The organism is Pseudomonas sp. Sample_16 (assembly GCF_004307665.1).
In the GTDB taxonomy this organism is placed as follows: Bacteria; Pseudomonadota; Gammaproteobacteria; order Pseudomonadales; family Pseudomonadaceae; genus Aquipseudomonas.
Map to the genome: position 1 here is coordinate 41,320 of NZ_RCOB01000057.1, position 16,149 is coordinate 57,468.

15 protein-coding genes are annotated in these 16,149 nt (G+C 59.7%); 5 read left to right on the forward strand and 10 right to left on the reverse strand.

The genetic code is table 11. The features are described from left to right. Nucleotides 1-235: 235 nt before the first annotated feature. Nucleotides 236-988, reverse strand: a complete 753-nt coding sequence (locus D8U69_RS08280; RefSeq protein WP_130907091.1) for a 3-oxoacyl-ACP reductase family protein — start codon at nt 986-988, stop codon at nt 236-238. Between the two features lie 107 nt (nt 989-1,095). Here D8U69_RS08280 and D8U69_RS08285 point away from each other — a divergent pair, with 107 nt between their 5' ends. After that, on the forward strand, nt 1,096-2,025 hold the full coding sequence (locus tag D8U69_RS08285; protein ID WP_130904568.1) for a LysR family transcriptional regulator: 930 nt from the start codon (nt 1,096-1,098) through the stop codon (nt 2,023-2,025). A 465-nt stretch (nt 2,026-2,490) separates the two neighbouring features. Here the strand turns inward: D8U69_RS08285 and D8U69_RS08295 are convergent, their stop codons facing one another. The 4 genes from D8U69_RS08295 to D8U69_RS08310 all read right to left on the reverse strand — a co-directional run bounded on the left by D8U69_RS08295 (nt 2,491) and on the right by D8U69_RS08310 (nt 8,411). Next, nucleotides 2,491-4,695: an OsmC domain/YcaO domain-containing protein gene (locus D8U69_RS08295; protein ID WP_130907092.1), complete on the reverse strand. Its 2,205-nt coding sequence runs from the start codon at nt 4,693-4,695 to the stop codon at nt 2,491-2,493. 170 nt (nt 4,696-4,865) lie between these two features. Continuing rightward, a complete protein-coding gene (locus D8U69_RS08300) occupies nt 4,866-6,101 on the reverse strand; it encodes a nucleoside permease (RefSeq protein ID WP_130904569.1) in 1,236 nt (411 codons plus the stop codon). A gap of 46 nt (nt 6,102-6,147) precedes the next feature. Then, complete coding sequence (locus D8U69_RS08305; RefSeq protein ID WP_241668647.1) at nt 6,148-7,230, reverse strand: sugar phosphate isomerase/epimerase family protein; 1,083 nt, start codon at nt 7,228-7,230, stop codon at nt 6,148-6,150. A 14-nt stretch (nt 7,231-7,244) separates the two neighbouring features. Then, on the reverse strand, nt 7,245-8,411 hold the full coding sequence (locus tag D8U69_RS08310) for a Gfo/Idh/MocA family oxidoreductase (protein ID WP_130907093.1): 1,167 nt from the start codon (nt 8,409-8,411) through the stop codon (nt 7,245-7,247). Between the two features lie 177 nt (nt 8,412-8,588). Here D8U69_RS08310 and D8U69_RS08315 point away from each other — a divergent pair, with 177 nt between their 5' ends. Further along, nucleotides 8,589-9,587: a LacI family DNA-binding transcriptional regulator gene (locus D8U69_RS08315; RefSeq protein WP_130904571.1), complete on the forward strand. Its 999-nt coding sequence runs from the start codon at nt 8,589-8,591 to the stop codon at nt 9,585-9,587. 31 nt (nt 9,588-9,618) lie between these two features. Here the strand turns inward: D8U69_RS08315 and D8U69_RS08320 are convergent, their stop codons facing one another. Then, nucleotides 9,619-9,945, reverse strand: a complete 327-nt coding sequence (locus tag D8U69_RS08320; RefSeq protein ID WP_056856908.1) for a hypothetical protein — start codon at nt 9,943-9,945, stop codon at nt 9,619-9,621. 136 nt (nt 9,946-10,081) lie between these two features. Further along, a complete protein-coding gene (locus D8U69_RS08325) occupies nt 10,082-10,609 on the reverse strand; it encodes a helix-turn-helix domain-containing protein (protein ID WP_056856650.1) in 528 nt (175 codons plus the stop codon). A gap of 99 nt (nt 10,610-10,708) precedes the next feature. Here D8U69_RS08325 and D8U69_RS08330 point away from each other — a divergent pair, with 99 nt between their 5' ends. Next, complete coding sequence (locus D8U69_RS08330; RefSeq protein WP_056856651.1) at nt 10,709-11,332, forward strand: isochorismatase family cysteine hydrolase; 624 nt, start codon at nt 10,709-10,711, stop codon at nt 11,330-11,332. Between the two features lie 7 nt (nt 11,333-11,339). Beyond that, nucleotides 11,340-12,905: an aldehyde dehydrogenase (NADP(+)) gene (locus D8U69_RS08335; protein ID WP_130907094.1), complete on the forward strand. Its 1,566-nt coding sequence runs from the start codon at nt 11,340-11,342 to the stop codon at nt 12,903-12,905. Here the strand turns inward: D8U69_RS08335 and D8U69_RS08340 are convergent. Continuing rightward, entirely contained in the window at nt 12,840-13,994 is a 1,155-nt protein-coding gene (locus D8U69_RS08340) for a diguanylate cyclase (protein ID WP_177434557.1), read from the reverse strand. The genes D8U69_RS08335 and D8U69_RS08340 overlap by 66 nt on opposite strands. Nucleotides 13,995-14,236: 242 nt before the next feature. Here D8U69_RS08340 and D8U69_RS08345 point away from each other — a divergent pair, with 242 nt between their 5' ends. Then, the gene (locus D8U69_RS08345; RefSeq protein WP_056856654.1) at nt 14,237-14,437 is read left to right on the forward strand and encodes a hypothetical protein; all 201 of its coding nucleotides are present in this window, start codon (nt 14,237-14,239) and stop codon (nt 14,435-14,437) included. A gap of 64 nt (nt 14,438-14,501) precedes the next feature. Here D8U69_RS08345 and D8U69_RS08350 read toward each other — a convergent pair whose 3' ends face one another. After that, nucleotides 14,502-14,699: a YbdD/YjiX family protein gene (locus tag D8U69_RS08350; protein ID WP_056856655.1), complete on the reverse strand. Its 198-nt coding sequence runs from the start codon at nt 14,697-14,699 to the stop codon at nt 14,502-14,504. Between the two features lie 2 nt (nt 14,700-14,701). Continuing rightward, the coding region (locus D8U69_RS08355) for a carbon starvation CstA family protein (protein WP_130907096.1) at nt 14,702-16,149 on the reverse strand (1,448 nt) is incomplete at its 5' end.

Here is a 16,149-nt window from a genome sequence, read left to right on the forward strand (position 1 = left end):
GAGCATTGCCAGGCCTCTTGTTGTTATGGGTAAAACGCCAGGCGGACTCAGGGAAAGGTCCGCTGCGACGACACGCCTCTTGTCTGTGCAAGGTAAGTCAGTCATCACCGCAGCGGTATTAAGACGAACAGCATCCGAAGGGGGGAAATCTCCAACCCGGGTAAAGATTTCCCTTACAAAAACAGCCGCAGATCCTGCGCACGATTGGATTGCGGCTGTTTAATGAAGAGCTGGATCAGGCCGTGAAACCACCGTCCGCGACGATGTCTGCGCCAGTGACGAAGGAGGCTTCAGGCCCTGCGAGGAACGCGACAACACTGGCAATTTCGTGGGATTGACCGTAGCGCCCCACCGCGATGCCTGGTTTCACGATGTCGCTCACCGGGCCGCCATCCGGGTTCATGTCGGTGTCTGTCGGGCCTGGGTGAACGGTGTTGACCGTGATGCCTTTAGGTCCCAGATCACGCACGAGGCTGCGATTGAAACCGCTGATGGCGCCTTTGGTCAGGGTGTAGAGGGACGCCGTAGGGAACGCGGCATAACGGGTCATGGAAGAGCCGATGTGGATAATCCGGCCGCCGTCTTTCATGTAGCGAACTGCTTCCTGAGTGGCGATAAAAACGCCAGTGACATTGACGGCGATCATGCGCTGGTAGGTTTCAAACTCGATGTCCTCGATCGGACCACCGAGCGCAAGGCCGGCGTTGTTCACCAGAATGTCGATACCACCCAATGTTTCTACGGTTTGCGCAACGGCTGCACGCACGGCAGCGGGCTCGCCGGCATCAGCGAAAATGGCAATGGCGCGTCCACCATCAGCGTTAATGGCCTTTACGACTTCTTCAGCCTTGTCAGGCGAGGCGCTGTAGGTTAGCGCAACCCGTGCGCCGTCAGCGGCAAGACGCTTGGCAATCGCAGCACCAATCGAACGGGAACCACCGGTCACCAAGGCGACTTTTCCAGCAAGCGGGAGTGTTTGAGTTGTCATGAACATTTCACTCTTGAGTTAGGGTGAAATCATCATGGCTTGCTGAAAATGAATTGATTAGCGTGCAATGATTAGCATCATTTTCAAGCATTAGTATCAGGTGACCCATGGAAACCCTGGCCAATCTCGAATGTTTCGTCCGTAGTGCAGAGTCCGGCAGCTTCTCGGCTACCGCGCGCCAACTCGCGCTGACCCCCGCCGCCGTCAGTCGCAATGTGGCGATGCTCGAGCGAAACATCGGCGTGAGATTGTTTCATCGTTCGACACGCAAGCTGACGCTGACCGAAGCCGGAGAGCATTTTCTGACAAGCATTGGCGGCAACCTGGACGCGTTGCAAAACGCCATCAGCTCGATTGCCGCGGACCACGGTGAGCCCGCCGGGCTGTTGAAAGTGAGCATGCCCCCCACCTTTGGCATCAGCCACGTTCTGCCACTGCTACCAGAGTTTTTGGCCCGGTATCCGTTGGTTCGCCCGGAATGGCATTTCGAGAACAGGCAGGTAGACCTGATCGCCGAGGGGTTTGACGTGGCCATTGGTGCAGGCTTTGAACTGGCTCAAGGCGTCATCTCGCGCCGACTTTCTGCGGCTCATGTCATCGCGGTTGCATCACCGCAATACATGCGTGGAAAAACCTCACCCCCCCATCCAGGCGCACTCGAAGACTTGAATGGAATCGTAATGCGCTCCGGCCGCACCGGTCGTGTCAGGCATTGGACCCTGCGCGACAAGCAAGGCGCAGAAATGACCGCCCGTCTCAAGGAGACCATTGTCGTCAACGACCCGGCGGCGATGCGCGAGGCCGCATTGCTGGGCTTGGGTGTCTGCTTTCTCGCAGTCCCGGATGTGCTGAGCTGGATCGAGCGCGGCGACCTGGTGCGACTGCTACCGGATTGGTACGCCGACGCGGGAACCATTTCGATGTACTTCGCCACTCGCGCCCTGATGCCAGCCAAGACAAGAGTGTTCATCGACTTCGTCAGTGAGGTGTTCGAACAGCGACAGCTGGCGCGAATGTTTTCAGCAAGCGAGGGCTGAATGTAAAAAGCCGATGCTGCTGTAGGAGCGAGCCTGCTCGCGATGGGCATCAACGAAGACGCGCCTCGTCTGGAAGATCGCGAGGATTTGGGAACATCTGGCAGAGATGGGCTGGCAGCCAGGCAGCCATCGCGGGCAAGCCATGCTCCTACAGGTTTTGGGGCTGGCGGAAGATTTTGTGCTCGGCTCCCAAGCCTTGTGAGAGCGGGCTCGCTCCTGGCGGCGTTCCGACGAAAGCAGGGTATCAGTCACAGAAGTGCTGAATGTGCCGGCGCCATCGCTGGCAAGCCAGCTCCCACAGTGGATCCCGGTGTGATCGGGATTTTCGACCACAGTAGATCCCCTGTGGGAGCGGGCTTGCCCGCGATGGTCGTCAACGATGACGCGCTCTGCCTGAATGAACGCGCTGTCTTCAGGCCCATCGCCAGCAGGCTGGCTCCTACACGGATTGGTGCAGCAGACCTGTCAGTTGGAAAAAGCCGTCATATTGGCCCGCGCTGCATGGAGTTTTTTGTAGCTGTCGATCAGCCGCTGGTGCCGGTCGAGGCCTTCGAGTTTCATGCTCGTCGGCGTCAAGCCATAGAAGCGCACGGTGCTCTCCACCGAACCGATGGCTGCGTCCATCCGCTCGTTGCCGAACATGCGGCGGAAGTTGGCTTCGTAGTCTTCCAGTTCCAGGTCTTCGTCCAGCTTCATCTCCAGCACCACGTTCACGGCCTGGTAGAACAAGCCGCGCTCGACCGTGTTGTCGTTGTATTGCAGGAACATTTCCACCGCTTCTTTCGCTTCTTCGTATTTCTGCAGAGCGAGATAAATCAGCAGTTTCAACTCCAGGATCGTCAACTGGCCCCAGGCGGTGTTGTCGTCGAATTCGATACCGATCAGCGTGGTGATATCGGTGTAGTCATCCAGCTCGCTGTCTTCCAGTCGCTTGACCAGTGCTTTCAGGCCGGCCTTGTCGAGGCTGTGCAGGTTCAGAATGTCGGCACGGAAGAACAGGGCTTTGTTGGTGTTGTCCCAAATCAGATCGTCGAGCGGATAAATTTCCGAATAGTCCGGCACCAGAATGCGGCAGGCCACTGCACCGATGTGCTCATATACCGCCATATACGCTTGCTTGCCCATGTTTTCGAGAATACCGAACAAAGTCGCGGCCTCCTCGGCATTGGAGTTTTCACCCTGGCCCGAGAAGTCCCACTCTACGAATTCGTAGTCCGATTGGGCACTGAAGAAGCGCCACGACACCACACCGCTGGAATCGATGAAGTGCTCGACAAAGTTGTTCGGCTCCGTCACCGCATGGCCTTCAAACGTCGGCTGGGGCAAATCGTTCAGGCCTTCGAAGCTGCGGCCCTGCAGCAGTTCCGTCAGGCTGCGTTCCAGCGCTACTTCCAGGCTCGGGTGCGCGCCGAACGAAGCGAACACGCCGCCGGTGCGCGGGTTCATCAAGGTGACGCACATCACCGGGAATTCGCCACCCAGTGACGCATCCTTCACCAGCACAGGGAAGCCCTGCTCTTCCAGCGCCTGAATGCCAGCGAGGATTCCCGGGTATTTCGCCAGCACCTCGGCAGGCACGTCCGGCAGGGCAAACTCGCCTTCGATGATTTCGCGCTTGACCGCGCGCTCGAAGATTTCCGACAGGCACTGCACCTGCGCCTCGGCCAAGGTGTTGCCGGCACTCATGCCGTTGCTCAGGTACAGGTTTTCGATCAGGTTGGACGGGAAATACACCACTTCGCCGTCCGACTGGCGCACAAACGGCAGCGAAACGATGCCGCGTTCTTCATTGCCCGAGTTGGTGTCGTACAGGTGCGAGCCACGCAACTCGCCATCGCGGTTGTAAATCTTCAGGCAATAATCGTCGAGGATTTCGCTCGGCAGTTCATCTTTAGGGCCAGGCTGGAACCAGCGCTCGTCCGGATAGTGCACAAACGCCGCGTTGGCGAGTTCCTCACCCCAGAACTGATCGTTATAGAAGAAATTGCAGTTCAAGCGTTCGATGAATTCGCCCAACGCCGACGCCAACGCGCCTTCCTTGGTCGCGCCCTTGCCGTTGGTAAAACACATCGGTGAGTGCGCATCGCGGATATGCAACGACCACACATTGGGCACGATATTGCGCCACGAAGCGATTTCGATCTTCATCCCCAGGCCGGCCAGAATGCCCGACATGTTGGCGATGGTTTGTTCCAGCGGCAGGTCCTTGCCGACGATGTAGGTGCCCGCCTCGGACATGGAAGCAGGCATCAACAACGCCTGGGCATCGGCGTCCAGGTTCTCCACTTCTTCAATCACGAACTCTGGCCCGGCTTGCACCACCTTCTTCACCGTGCAACGGTCGATGGAGCGCAAAATGCCCTGGCGGTCCTTGTCGGAGATGTCGGCCGGCAACTCGACCTGAATCTTGAAGATCTGGTTGTAGCGGTTTTCCGGGTCGACAATATTGTTCTGGGACAGGCGGATATTGTCGGTGGGAATGTTGCGGGTCTGGCAGTACAACTTCACAAAGTAAGCCGCACACAACGCCGACGAAGCCAGGAAGTAATCGAATGGACCCGGTGCCGAACCATCGCCCTTGTAGCGGATGGGTTGGTCGGCAACCACGGTGAAGTCATCGAACTTGGCTTCAAGTCGAAGGTTGTCGAGAAAGTTGACCTTGATTTCCATACGGGATTACCAGAATACGAGCTAAACGAATGGCGGCCATTATCCGGCTTTTCAGCTGCAAGTCTTGTGCTTTTCAGTCATGGCCGCTGAGCGGGAGAGACCGCTGGCGAATTCGTTGCCGACACCGCCCGCGCGCAGGCGGACGGCGAATGTGCGCTGGCAGGTGATCATCAAACCGAAGTTTGCACCTCCACAGCCTCCCGGCCTTTGAACGCCAGGGAGAAGAAGAAAAAGATCACCAATGCAAAACCTGCCGGGAACAACCAGATGTGCTTCCAGTCATGGCCGCCCGCTGTCGTGGCGTAGTGATCGGTCACCTGCCCCGCCACCCAGAAACCGATCAGCATGCCCAGACCGTAAGTCGCCAACGTAATCAAGCCTTGGGCCGAACTCCTGAAACGTTCCGAGGCCTTGGCGTCGGTGTAGATCTGGCCCGAAACGAAGAAGAAGTCGTAACAGATGCCGTGCAAAGCGATGCCGGTGAACAGCATGAAGGCCAGGTCGCCGTTATTGCCGTAGGCAAACAGCAGATAGCGCAAGGCCCACGCCAGCATGCCCACCAACAGCGCGAGCTTGATCCCGAAGCGATGGATGAACAGCGGCAGAAGCAGCATGAACAACACTTCGGAGACTTGCCCGATGGCCATTTTCGCCGTGGGATTGGTCACGCCGATTTCCGCCAGGAACGGGTTGGCGTTCTGGTAGTAAAACGCCAGTGGAATGCAGATCAGGATCGAGGCGATGAAGAACACCAGGTAGCTGCGATCCTTGAGCAGACCGAGGGCGTCCAGCCCGAGCATTTGCTTGAGACCGACACGCCCCGCTTCCGGCTGCAATGGCGCGGTACGCGGCAAGGTAAAGCTGTAGAGCCCCAACAGCAGCGAGGCGATCGCCGACATCAAGAACGTATTGCGCAACCCGCCAGACGAAATCGCCGCTTGCGAGTCCCAGGCGAACACAAAACTGATCACCACACCGGCGACGATCCAGCCGATTGTGCCCCACACGCGAATGCGCGAAAACTCCAGGGCCGGGTCGCTCATCTGGCGGAAAGCCACCGAGTTCACCAGCGCCAGGGTCGGCATGTAAATCATCATGTAGGCCAGCACAAACGGGTAGAACGTGCTGAAGTCAGGCGCTTGATACAGCTGATAGAGCAATACCGCGCCGACCAGGTGCAACACCGCGAGGATGCGCTCGGCATTGAAGAACCGGTCGGCAATCAGGCCGATCACAAAAGGCGCGATGATCGCGCCCCAGGACTGGGTCGAAAACGCCATGCCGATCTGCCCGCCACTGGCGCCCAGATTGCTGGCAAGGAATGTACCGAGGGTGACGAACCAACCACCCCAGATAAAGAACTGCAGGAACATCATTGCGCTCAGTCGCGCGGTCATCAACGTCATAACAGTCACCGTCTTATTGTTGTTTTTTATCAGCAAGGGACCTGCATCAGGCGTCGGGCAACCCCAGCAAACGCCGATTGAAACGCTCATCAGCAGACACCCCGGCGAAGTCGTCGAAGGCTTTGCGCGTCCTGGTGATCATGTGTCGCTCGATGAACGCTGCACCTTCAGCGGCACCCTGCGCGGAATCCTTCAGGCAGCATTCCCACTCCAGCACGGCCCAACCGTCGAAGTCGTATTGGGTCAATTTGCTGAAGATCGATCTGAAATCGATCTGGCCGTCGCCCAACGAGCGGAAGCGCCCCGGCCGCTCGACCCAGCCTTGGTAACCGCCATAGACACCCGAACGGGCATCGGGGCGGAACTCGGCGTCCTTGACGTGGAACATGCGGATGCGCTCGTGGTAGCGGTCGATGAACCCCAGGTAATCCATTTGCTGCAGCAACAGATGGCTCGGGTCGTAGAGGATGGCGGCGCGGGGATGGTGATCGACTGCCTCGAGAAAACGCTCGAACGAAGCGCCGTCATGCAGGTCTTCGCCGGGGTGGATTTCGTAGCACAGGTCAACCCCGGCGGCTTCGAAGCAGTCGAGGATCGGCAGCCAGCGCTTGGCCAGTTCGGCGAAACCTTGCTCGACCAAACCGGCCGGACGCTGTGGCCACGGGTACATGTATGGCCACAGCAACGCACCGGAAAACGTCGCGTGAGCCTTCAAGCCCAGACGTTGACTGGCGCGCGCGGCCAGTTTCAACTGGTCGATGGCCCATGCAGTGCGCGCCTCGGGCTGCCCACGCAAATGCTGTGGCGCGAAATCATCGAACAGCGTATCGAACGCCGGATGCACTGCCACCAGTTGCCCCTGCAGATGGGTCGACAGCTCGCTGATTTCGACACCCGCGTCGGCACACACGGCTTTCAATTCGTCGCAGTAGCTCTGGCTTTCGGCAGCGCGTGCGAGGTCGATGAACTGCGTCCCCAGCGTCGGCAACTGAATACCTTTGTAACCCTGGGAGGCCGCCCATCGGGCGATGTTGGCCAAGGTATCGAACGGAACCTCGGCGGACATGAACTGCGCAAGGAAAATCCCCGGGCCGCGCATGCCGGATGAAGATTGAGAAAAGTCGGTCATGGAGGTCTCCAGCGTCATGGGGTACAGACCAGTTCGGTCCACTTGGCGTCGCCGCGATGGTTGGCGATGACGGTTTCAATGAACGCCATGCCACGCAGGCCGACGTCGATACCGGGCACGCCCGGCGCGTCATGCCCGGCAACCTCACCTCGAATCGCATTGGCAAAATCGCCGTACAGATTGGCCATGGCTTCGAGATAGCCTTCGGGATGGCCAGCGGGCAGGCGCATCCGCTGGCTGGCGGCTTCGCACAACCACGCCTGGCCGACCCCGGAACGCAGGATGCGCAACGGCTGATCGAGTGCTCGGTGGATCAGGCTGGCCGGTTCCTCCTGCCGCCACTCCAACCCGCCCTTGTCGCCGTAGACACGGACCTTCAACGGGTTCTCTTCGCCCGCGCAGACCTGGCTGGCAATCAGCACGCCACTGGCGCCATCGGCCATCTTGAACAGCATCGAGGCATCGTCGTCCAGCTGTCGGCCGTCAATATGGATACCCAGCATTGCGCACAGCTGCTCAATGGGTTGATCCGCGACAAATTCGGCCAGGGAAAACGCGTGGGTGCCGATATCACCGATGCATCCACCCAAACCGGACTGCTCAGGCAGATCACGCCAGGCGGCCTGCTTGTTGCCCTGCCCGGCGACGTCCTGGCTCAGCCAGCCTTGGGGATACTCGACAATCACTTTCCGCACGGCGCCGATCACACCACTGCGCACCATGTCCCGCGCTTGCCAGACCATGGGATAACCCAGATAAGTGTGGGCCAGGCCGTACAAACGATCGCTGCGCTCGACCACCGTTTTGAGGGTGTGCAGTTCGGCCAGATTCAACGCTGCGGGTTTTTCACTGAATACATGAAACCCCGCGCTCAGCGCCTCGCTGGCAACCGGCGCGTGCAGATGATTGGGGGTGACGATCACCACCAGTTCCATGCGTTGTTCCATTGGCAAGGCACGTTCGGCTTCGAGCATTTGGCGCCAGTCGCTGTAGCAGCGTGACGCCGCCAAGCCCAGCGCTGCGCCGGTGCCTTGATTGTTTTCGGCGTCGCGGCTGAACGCGCCACACACCAGTTCAAAGCGCCCATCGAGCCCGGCGGCCTGACGGTGGGCCTTGGCGATGAAGGCACCTTCGCCACCGCCGACAAATCCCATTCTTATTTTTGGCACGACAGCGTTCATTGCATTTTTTCTCTATCTGGGCTGGAATCCGGTCATGATGTAACCGGTTACATCGTGGCGGAAATTTAGGCTCAGTTCAGTGACCTGTCAAACCCCGGTTAAAACTTGACGAACATTTCAGCCCATGACCGACCTGCGGTAAGCTCGCCGGCCGCGCTGTTTGAAAACGAGGTGGTCTTGTCCAATATCCGCGAAGTAGCCCGGTTGGCCGGTGTCTCGGTGGCCACGGTGTCCCGCACACTGAAGTCGCCCGAGCGCGTGCTCCCCGAAACCCGCGACAAGGTCAATGCCGCCGTGGAACAGGCCGGTTACCGTCCGAACCTGATGGCGGTGCAGTTTCGCTCGCGCAGGACCGGCAATCTGGTGATTCTGGTGCCGGCCATCGCCAATACATTCTTCGCCCGGGTCATCAGCGGTGCGCAACAGGCTGCTCAGGCCGCAAACTATCGTTTGCTACTGTGCGACACCCAGGGGCGGGAGGAAATCGAACGGGAATTCGCCGAACTGGTGTACAACCACCAAGCCGATGGCGTGATCCAGCTGCGTGCCTACGACCCGTTCGAGGCGCCCTTCCCCAACGCCGAACTGCCGCCCATCGTCAACGCCTGCGAAGTCATCCAGGGCGGTCGCCATCCAACGATCAGCCTCGACAACCGCGCCGCCGCCAAGGCCATGACTGAACATTTGATCGCACTCGGCCACCGCCGCATCGGCCTGATCAAAGGCCCGAAAAGCAGCCCGCTGACCCGCGATCGCGTGGCGGGTTATCAGGCTGCCTTGGATCAGGCGGGCATTGCCTCCGATCCTGCCTTGATCTGCCACGGTGATTTCAGCCTCAAAGCCGGCTATGACGGCGCGGCAGCGATGCTGAAACTGGCCGATCGTCCCACCGCGTTGTTTTGCGAAAATGACGAGATGGCCATCGGTGCGCTCAAGCACATCAAGCAACAAGGCCTGCGCGTGCCAGAGGATGTTTCGTTGGTGGGGTTCGACGATATCCCTTTCGCGGCTTACTGCGACCCGCCGCTGACGACCATCGCGCAACCGGCGGAAATGTTCGGCCAGACAGCCGTCGAAATGTTGATCGCGCTGATCGAGAAAAAACCGCTGGCACAGCGGCATGTGGTGTTGCCATTTGAGTTGACGTTGCGCAGCAGCACAGCGGCGCGAACCTGATCCCGGCGGGAGCGAACCTGCTAGCGGTGCCTCACAGACATTCCTGGGCAGCGCGTTCAAGCCGGGAAGGACCGAACGTCGACGCCAGCAAAGCGCGCTCGTACAGGAACACTTTGCCTTTGTAGGCCTCGAGAACGTCGTCGGCAGCCACCTTGCTCGAGACCACGATCCGGTAACTGCGCTGAGTTTCCGAGACGGTGGTGTGCAGTGCACCTTCATGCAGTTTTGGCAGAACGCACTCTGCGTATTCTTCAGGTGCTTTTTTCGTCTGCAATGTCAGCGTCGGGTCGTTTGGCGTGGAGGCACAACCCGACAACAGCACAAATGCGACAAGGGCCAGTGGAGTTAAAATCTTCATCGCGCCGGTTCCGTTAAAAGCGTTTGAGTTGGGCGCAATTTTCACTGTTTGCTGCAGGCAACAGAACTTGTGATCAATGATGGTCACTATTACTCGAACGAATAGTCGGCGTTAGCGGCCTCATGCCACCTGCGCCTCACTGTTCGAGTTTATCGACCACCGTCCCGCGCTTGCCCTTGAAAGCGTCGCGCCGTGCAGCGCGTTCTTCGATGTAGGCTGGCGCGGGCTCGCTGATCAGCGTTTCACGACTCAGCAACTCGCCGCAATGGGCACACAACGGCCCGAGTCCCGCAGGCTGGCCGCAGACCCGGTGGATATGACGCACGGCCAGCCCCTCGTCCGGGGATTTGCACCAGGTCTCGCCCCAGGCACGCAACGCCAGGACCACCGAGTAAAACGCCTCGCCCTTGGCAGTGAGGTGGTACTCGTAGCGCGGCGGCCGCTCGCTGTAGGCGCGGCGCTCAACCATCCCGTCAGCCTCCAGGCTTTTAAGACGCGCCGCGACCATCTGCGGCGTGCCGCCCGTCTGCACTTGAATCTCGTCATAACGATGATTGCGCATGAACAACTCGCGCAAAACCAGCACGGTCCAGCGATCGCCGACGATGTCCTCGGCCCGTGCAATCGGGCACAACGTTTCAGGACTATTCTTCTTTACCGCCATACGGGCTTGCCTCTTTCCTAGTTACTATGATTATCATACTAACAACATGCCAAGGCAATCCCATGGCATGGGTCAGTCTAAATTCCTGGAGTATCCGTCATGTCCAACGCAGCCTACCCGCTTGATCGGACCGCTTACCTGCTGGTCGACCCCTACAATGATTTCCTGTCCGAAGGCGGCAAGATCTTCCCCTTGCTCGAGCCCATCGCCAAGCAGGTCGGCTTGCTCGATAACCTGCGCAGCCTCGACCGCACCGTCCGCGCCCTCGACATTCCGGTGGTCATCGTACCGCACCGTCGCTGGGAACACGGCGACTACGAAAACTGGGATCACCCCAGCCCCACCCAATGCAAGATCCAGCACATGCATCACTTCGCACGTGGCGAATGGGGTGGCGAATGGCATCCCGATTTCGCGCCACAGGAAGGCGACATCATCGTCCAGGAGCATTGGGGTTCCAGCGGTTTTGCCAATACCGACCTGGATTTTCGGCTCAAACAGAAAGGCATCACTCACGTGATCATCGTCGGCCTCCTCGCCAACACCTGCATTGAGGCCACTGCCCGTTACGCCCAGGAACTCGGCTATCACGTCACCCTGGTACGCGACGCCACCGCCGCGTTCAAACCGGAAATGATGCACGCCGCCCATGAACTGAATGGCCCGACGTATGCCCATTCGATTGTGACGACCGAGCAACTGATCGCCACCCTCAAGCCGTGAGCCAAACATGAAACTGACCGGAAACCTGTTGATCGGCGCCAGCGAAGTCCCCGCCAGTGCCGGGACCATGAAAGCGCTCAACCCAGCGACCAATCTGCTCATCGAGCCGGACTTCGCCTTCGGTGGCGTCAACGAAGTGGACATGGCGGCCAATCTTGCCGACGAAGCGTTCGACCACTACAGCCATACTTCACTGACTGAACGCGCGGCGTTCCTCGAGCGCATCGCCGCTAACCTCGATGCGCTCGCCCAGCCCTTGGCGGCGCGGGCCGCACTGGAAACCGGCCTGCCCGAGGCGCAACTCCAGGGCGAAGCGGCGAAGGCTGCCACCCAGTTCCGTCAGTTCGCCGAAGTGGTGCGCAAAGGTCGCTTCCTGCAACTGGCCATCGATCCGGCGCAGCCTGATCGCCAGCCACGGCCGCGCATGGATCATCGCCTGCAGAAAATCGCCCTCGGCCCGGTGGCCATTTTTGGTGCGAGCAACTTTCCCATCAGCTACTCGGTAGCCGGTGGCGATACTGCTTCAGCGCTGGCGGCCGGCGCGACGGTGATCGTCAAGGCGCACAACGCGCATCCTGGTGCCTCGGAGATTCAAGCGTTGGCCATTCGCAAAGCCGTGCAGGACAGCGGTTTGCCCGAAGGCGTGTTCTCCATGGTGCGTGGCGGCGGCAATGCCATCGGCGAGGCGCTGGTCGACCATCCATTGATCAAGGCCGTGACCTTCACCGGTTCGGAACAGGGTGGCATGGCGCTGTACCGCCGCGCACAGCTGCGCGCCGAGCCCATCCCGGTGTTCACCGAGATGACCAGCGTCAACCCGACGTTCATCCTGCCCCAGGCGTTGGCCGTGCGCGGCACGCAGATCGGTGACGGATTTGTCGAGCGCATGCTGGTCAACGTCGGGCAAGCCTGCCTCAAGCCGGCGATCCTGATTGCCATCGAAGGCGCCGGGTTCGAAGCCATGCGTGCCGCCATGATCAAACGTGTGGCTGACGCACCAGCGCGTCCGATGCTGACGCCGGGCATTCACGCGTCCTACCTCAGCGGTCTGGACCACCTGCAAAACGCTGGCGCTCAACCTGTCGCTGAAGGCACGGCGGCGGTGGCAGACCTGGATGGCCAGTCGGCCTTGCTTGAAGTGGACGGCGATCGCTTCCTCAGCGAATCGGCCCTGGCACACGAAGTGTTCGGTCCGGCAGCGCTGTTGGTGAAGGTCAAGGATCAGGCGCAAATGCTCGCGGTAGCGCGTGCACTGCGCGGCCAACTCAGCGCGGCAATGCATTTGGAGGAAGAAGACTTTGAACTGGCCCGCCGATTGCTGCCGATCCTCGAGCGTCGTACCGGGCGAATCGTGGTCAACGCTTTCGCCCATCCGCAGGAGGTGTCGTACGCCACCATTCACGGCGGACCGTTTCCGGCATCGTCAGACAGCCGCTTCACCTCGGTGGGCATGACCTCGATCGAGCGTTTTTTGCGTCCGTTGTCCTATCAGGGCTTCCCTGACGCGCTACTGCCCGAGGTCTTGCGTGACAGCAACCCCTTCGGCGTGCCGCGCAGCGTGGACGGTCAGTAAACAGAAATCCGGCGCGACGCAACCGCAAGACGATGCCGGGCTTTTCTGCAAGGCATGCACCTGATTGCGACCGTTGCGCTTGGCTTCATACAGTCCGTCATCAGCGCGGGTCACCAGGCTTTCCAGATTGTCATCGGGCTGTGCGAAGGCGACACCGAAAGACGCGGTGATCGTGTCCAGCACAGTATCGGTGCCACGCGCCTTGATCCGCAGGGATTGCACTTTCAGGCGCAGGTGTTCGGCGAAGGCATGGGCGGCGGCCAGATCGGCGCAGCCCTCGAGCACGACACAGAACTCCTCGCCGCCGTAACGTCCTGCGAATGCATTGGCGGGCAGCGCGCCGCGCAACACTTGCCCGACATGCTGCAACACGCGGTCGCCCAATGGGTGACCGTACTGATCGTTGAATTGCTTGAAATGGTCGATGTCGAGCATGACCAGCGCCACCGCCCGGGAGGCCTTGCCGAGTGCCTGCTGCAGCAAACGGGTAAACGCTGTGCGATTGAGCAGTTCGGTCAGGCCATCGACGGTGGCGGCCCGTTGGGCGCGCTCCAGTTTGTCGCGCAGGGTCTTGATTTCGTTTTGCGCAGATTGCAACTGGCCGAGGAAGTGCTCCTGCTGGCTTTGCATCACGCGGGTGCTCTGCTGCAGCTCATTGAGAATGCCCGGCAAGCGATCGCTGACCGGTTCGTCGAGCATTTCAAGGCACTGCCCCAAGCGGTTCTGGAAGTTCTGACTGCCCTGCACGCTACGCGAAATGTCGCGCTCCATCCCGTCGACCAGACTGATGACCTGGTGCTGCTCGGCGCGGGCGTCTTCCAGCTCGTCACGAATGATGTATTCGCGAAACAGCCGGGTGGCGGATTCTGGCGGGCAACCGTCGAAGTCCCGCACAACCCGGTCCAGGTGCCGGTTGAGCTCCGGATCCAGCCCCTTGCTATAGGTGTACCAGAGCGCGTAATGCACAGGATTGGGCGGAATGTTGTGGCGAACCATCAGGGGCACGGCTTGCTTGAGCAACGCTGCGGCCTCGCGGGAGTCTTCCGGATAAAGCGCTAGAACATTCGCACGCGATTCTGATTGGCTCATGGCATCACTGTAGTTATTAATCGATGGCATTCAGACGACGCGCAGAGCATACCGATACCCCTGGCAAACGGCTATCCCGCTTTGGTTTGGAAGTGACTTTGAAATGGCCATTCCTAGCGACTATTCATGCCGATACACAAGAAATGAACAGTCTTTTTCATGAAAAGATGTCACAATGACATTACACCACTGCCATACACACTCGGTAGTCACCAAAAACATCGGCAGCATGAGGAAACGCCATGTCCATGAAAGCGCTGTTCATCTACTGGCCATTGCTGTCAATCGCCACCGCCTTCGTATTCTGTCGCCTGATCCACAAGGCCAAACTGGCTGATCGGGCAATGCAGGCACAACAACGGCGGGACTTGGCGCCCCGCGAACGAAATACCGAGGTTCAGGTTACACACAGTGACCATGCCTCGGCTCGCCTGGCGGCGTGATCCGCTGGCGTTACAGAATTGCGCATAAAAAAACCGGCCTGTTCAGGCCGGTTTTTTTATTCACTCAACAACACTTCGGTCCAGCCTTGCTCCCGTAACGGGCCTCCTGGCGTTCGCGGAAGAACGCCTCGTAGTCCATCAACGGCTGGTCCGGGTGCTTGGTTTGCATGTGCTCGACGTAGTTATCGTAGTCAGGCATGCCCACCATCAGGCGCGCGGCCTGACCGAGGTATTTGCCGAGACGACTCAGGTCATTGAACATGATCAGGCATCCGGCAGCGCTTGATACGGCGCTTCTTTATCCGTGCGCTCTTTGGTACCCCAGGCGGCAACGCCGACCTTGAGCGCAAAGAACAGGATGCTGAACACCACGAACAGGAACAGCGCGGTCAGCGTTGCATTGGTGTAGGCGTTGAAGATCACGTGCTGCATCTGGTCGATGCTTTTCGCTGGCGCCAATACCTGACCGTTGGCCAAGGCATCGCTGTACTTCTTGGCCAAGGCCAGGAAGCCGACTGCCGGGTTAGCGTCGAACAACTTGATGAAGCCCGCCGTCGTGGTGCAGATCAGCAGCCAAACGGCTGGCAGCAACGTGACCCAGACGTAACGCTGGCGCTTCATCTTGATCAGCACCACGGTGCCGAGCATCAGCGCAATACCGGCCAGCATCTGGTTGGAAATACCGAACAACGGCCACAAGGTGTTGATGCCACCCAGCGGGTCGATCACGCCTTGATACAGCAGATAACCCCACATCGCCACGCAACCGGCAGTTGCAACCAGGTTGGCGGTCCAGGATTCGGTACGTTTGAGGGCCGGAACGAACGAGCCGAGCAAGTCTTGCAGCATGAAACGACCGGCACGGGTACCGGCGTCTACCGCCGTGAGGATAAACAGCGCCTCGAACAGGATCGCGAAGTGGTACCAGAACGCCATGGTGTTTTCACCCGGCAGCACGCTGTGCAGGATCTGCGCGATACCGACGGCCAGGGTTGGTGCACCGCCGGCACGGGCCAGGATGGTGGTTTCACCGATGTCATGGGCCACCGCTTGCAGCGCTTCCGGGGTGATTGCAAAGCCCCAACTGCTGATGGTTTGCGCGACGGTTACAGCATCGGCGCCGACGACGGCGGCCGGGCTGTTCATCGCGAAGTACACACCCGGATCGATCACCGAAGCGGCGACCATGGCCATGATTGCCACGAAGGACTCCATCAGCATGCCGCCGTAGCCGATGTAGCGGGCATGACCTTCACTGGCCAGCAGCTTCGGCGTGGTGCCGGAAGCAATCAACGAGTGGAAGCCCGATACCGCGCCACAGGCAATGGTGATGAACAGGAACGGGAACAGACCGCCCTTCCACACTGGACCGGTACCGTCGACGAACTGGGTCAGCGCCGGCATTCTCAGCTCCGGCATGGTCACCAGAATACCGATGGCCAGGGCAACGATGGTGCCGATTTTCAGGAAGGTCGACAGGTAGTCGCGCGGCGCCAGGATCAGCCATACCGGCAACACTGCCGCGACAAAACCGTAGCCGATCAGCATCCAGGTGATCTGGATTCCCGTGAAGGTAAAGGCCTTGGCCCACACCGGGTCAGCGGCGATCTCGCCACCAAGCCAGATCGAACCCAGCAGCAACAGCACGCCGATGATAGAGATCTCACCGATGCGGCCCGGGCGGATGTAGCGCATGTAAATGCCCATGAACA

Coding starts and splice junctions, on each gene's coding strand:
- D8U69_RS08345 (WP_056856654.1), top strand. CDS start 14,237: ATGTCCATGAAAGCGCTGTTCATCTACTGGCCATTGCTGTCAATCGCC.
- D8U69_RS08330 (WP_056856651.1), top strand. CDS start 10,709: ATGTCCAACGCAGCCTACCCGCTTGATCGGACCGCTTACCTGCTGGTC.
- D8U69_RS08280 (WP_130907091.1), bottom strand. CDS start 988: ATGACAACTCAAACACTCCCGCTTGCTGGAAAAGTCGCCTTGGTGACC.
- D8U69_RS08325 (WP_056856650.1), bottom strand. CDS start 10,609: ATGGCGGTAAAGAAGAATAGTCCTGAAACGTTGTGCCCGATTGCACGG.
- D8U69_RS08285 (WP_130904568.1), top strand. CDS start 1,096: ATGGAAACCCTGGCCAATCTCGAATGTTTCGTCCGTAGTGCAGAGTCC.
- D8U69_RS08320 (WP_056856908.1), bottom strand. CDS start 9,945: ATGAAGATTTTAACTCCACTGGCCCTTGTCGCATTTGTGCTGTTGTCG.
- D8U69_RS08340 (WP_177434557.1), bottom strand. CDS start 13,994: ATGAGCCAATCAGAATCGCGTGCGAATGTTCTAGCGCTTTATCCGGAA.
- D8U69_RS08310 (WP_130907093.1), bottom strand. CDS start 8,411: ATGAACGCTGTCGTGCCAAAAATAAGAATGGGATTTGTCGGCGGTGGC.
- D8U69_RS08335 (WP_130907094.1), top strand. CDS start 11,340: ATGAAACTGACCGGAAACCTGTTGATCGGCGCCAGCGAAGTCCCCGCC.
- D8U69_RS08350 (WP_056856655.1), bottom strand. CDS start 14,699: ATGTTCAATGACCTGAGTCGTCTCGGCAAATACCTCGGTCAGGCCGCG.
- D8U69_RS08300 (WP_130904569.1), bottom strand. CDS start 6,101: ATGACGTTGATGACCGCGCGACTGAGCGCAATGATGTTCCTGCAGTTC.
- D8U69_RS08295 (WP_130907092.1), bottom strand. CDS start 4,695: ATGGAAATCAAGGTCAACTTTCTCGACAACCTTCGACTTGAAGCCAAG.
- D8U69_RS08305 (WP_241668647.1), bottom strand. CDS start 7,230: ATGACCGACTTTTCTCAATCTTCATCCGGCATGCGCGGCCCGGGGATT.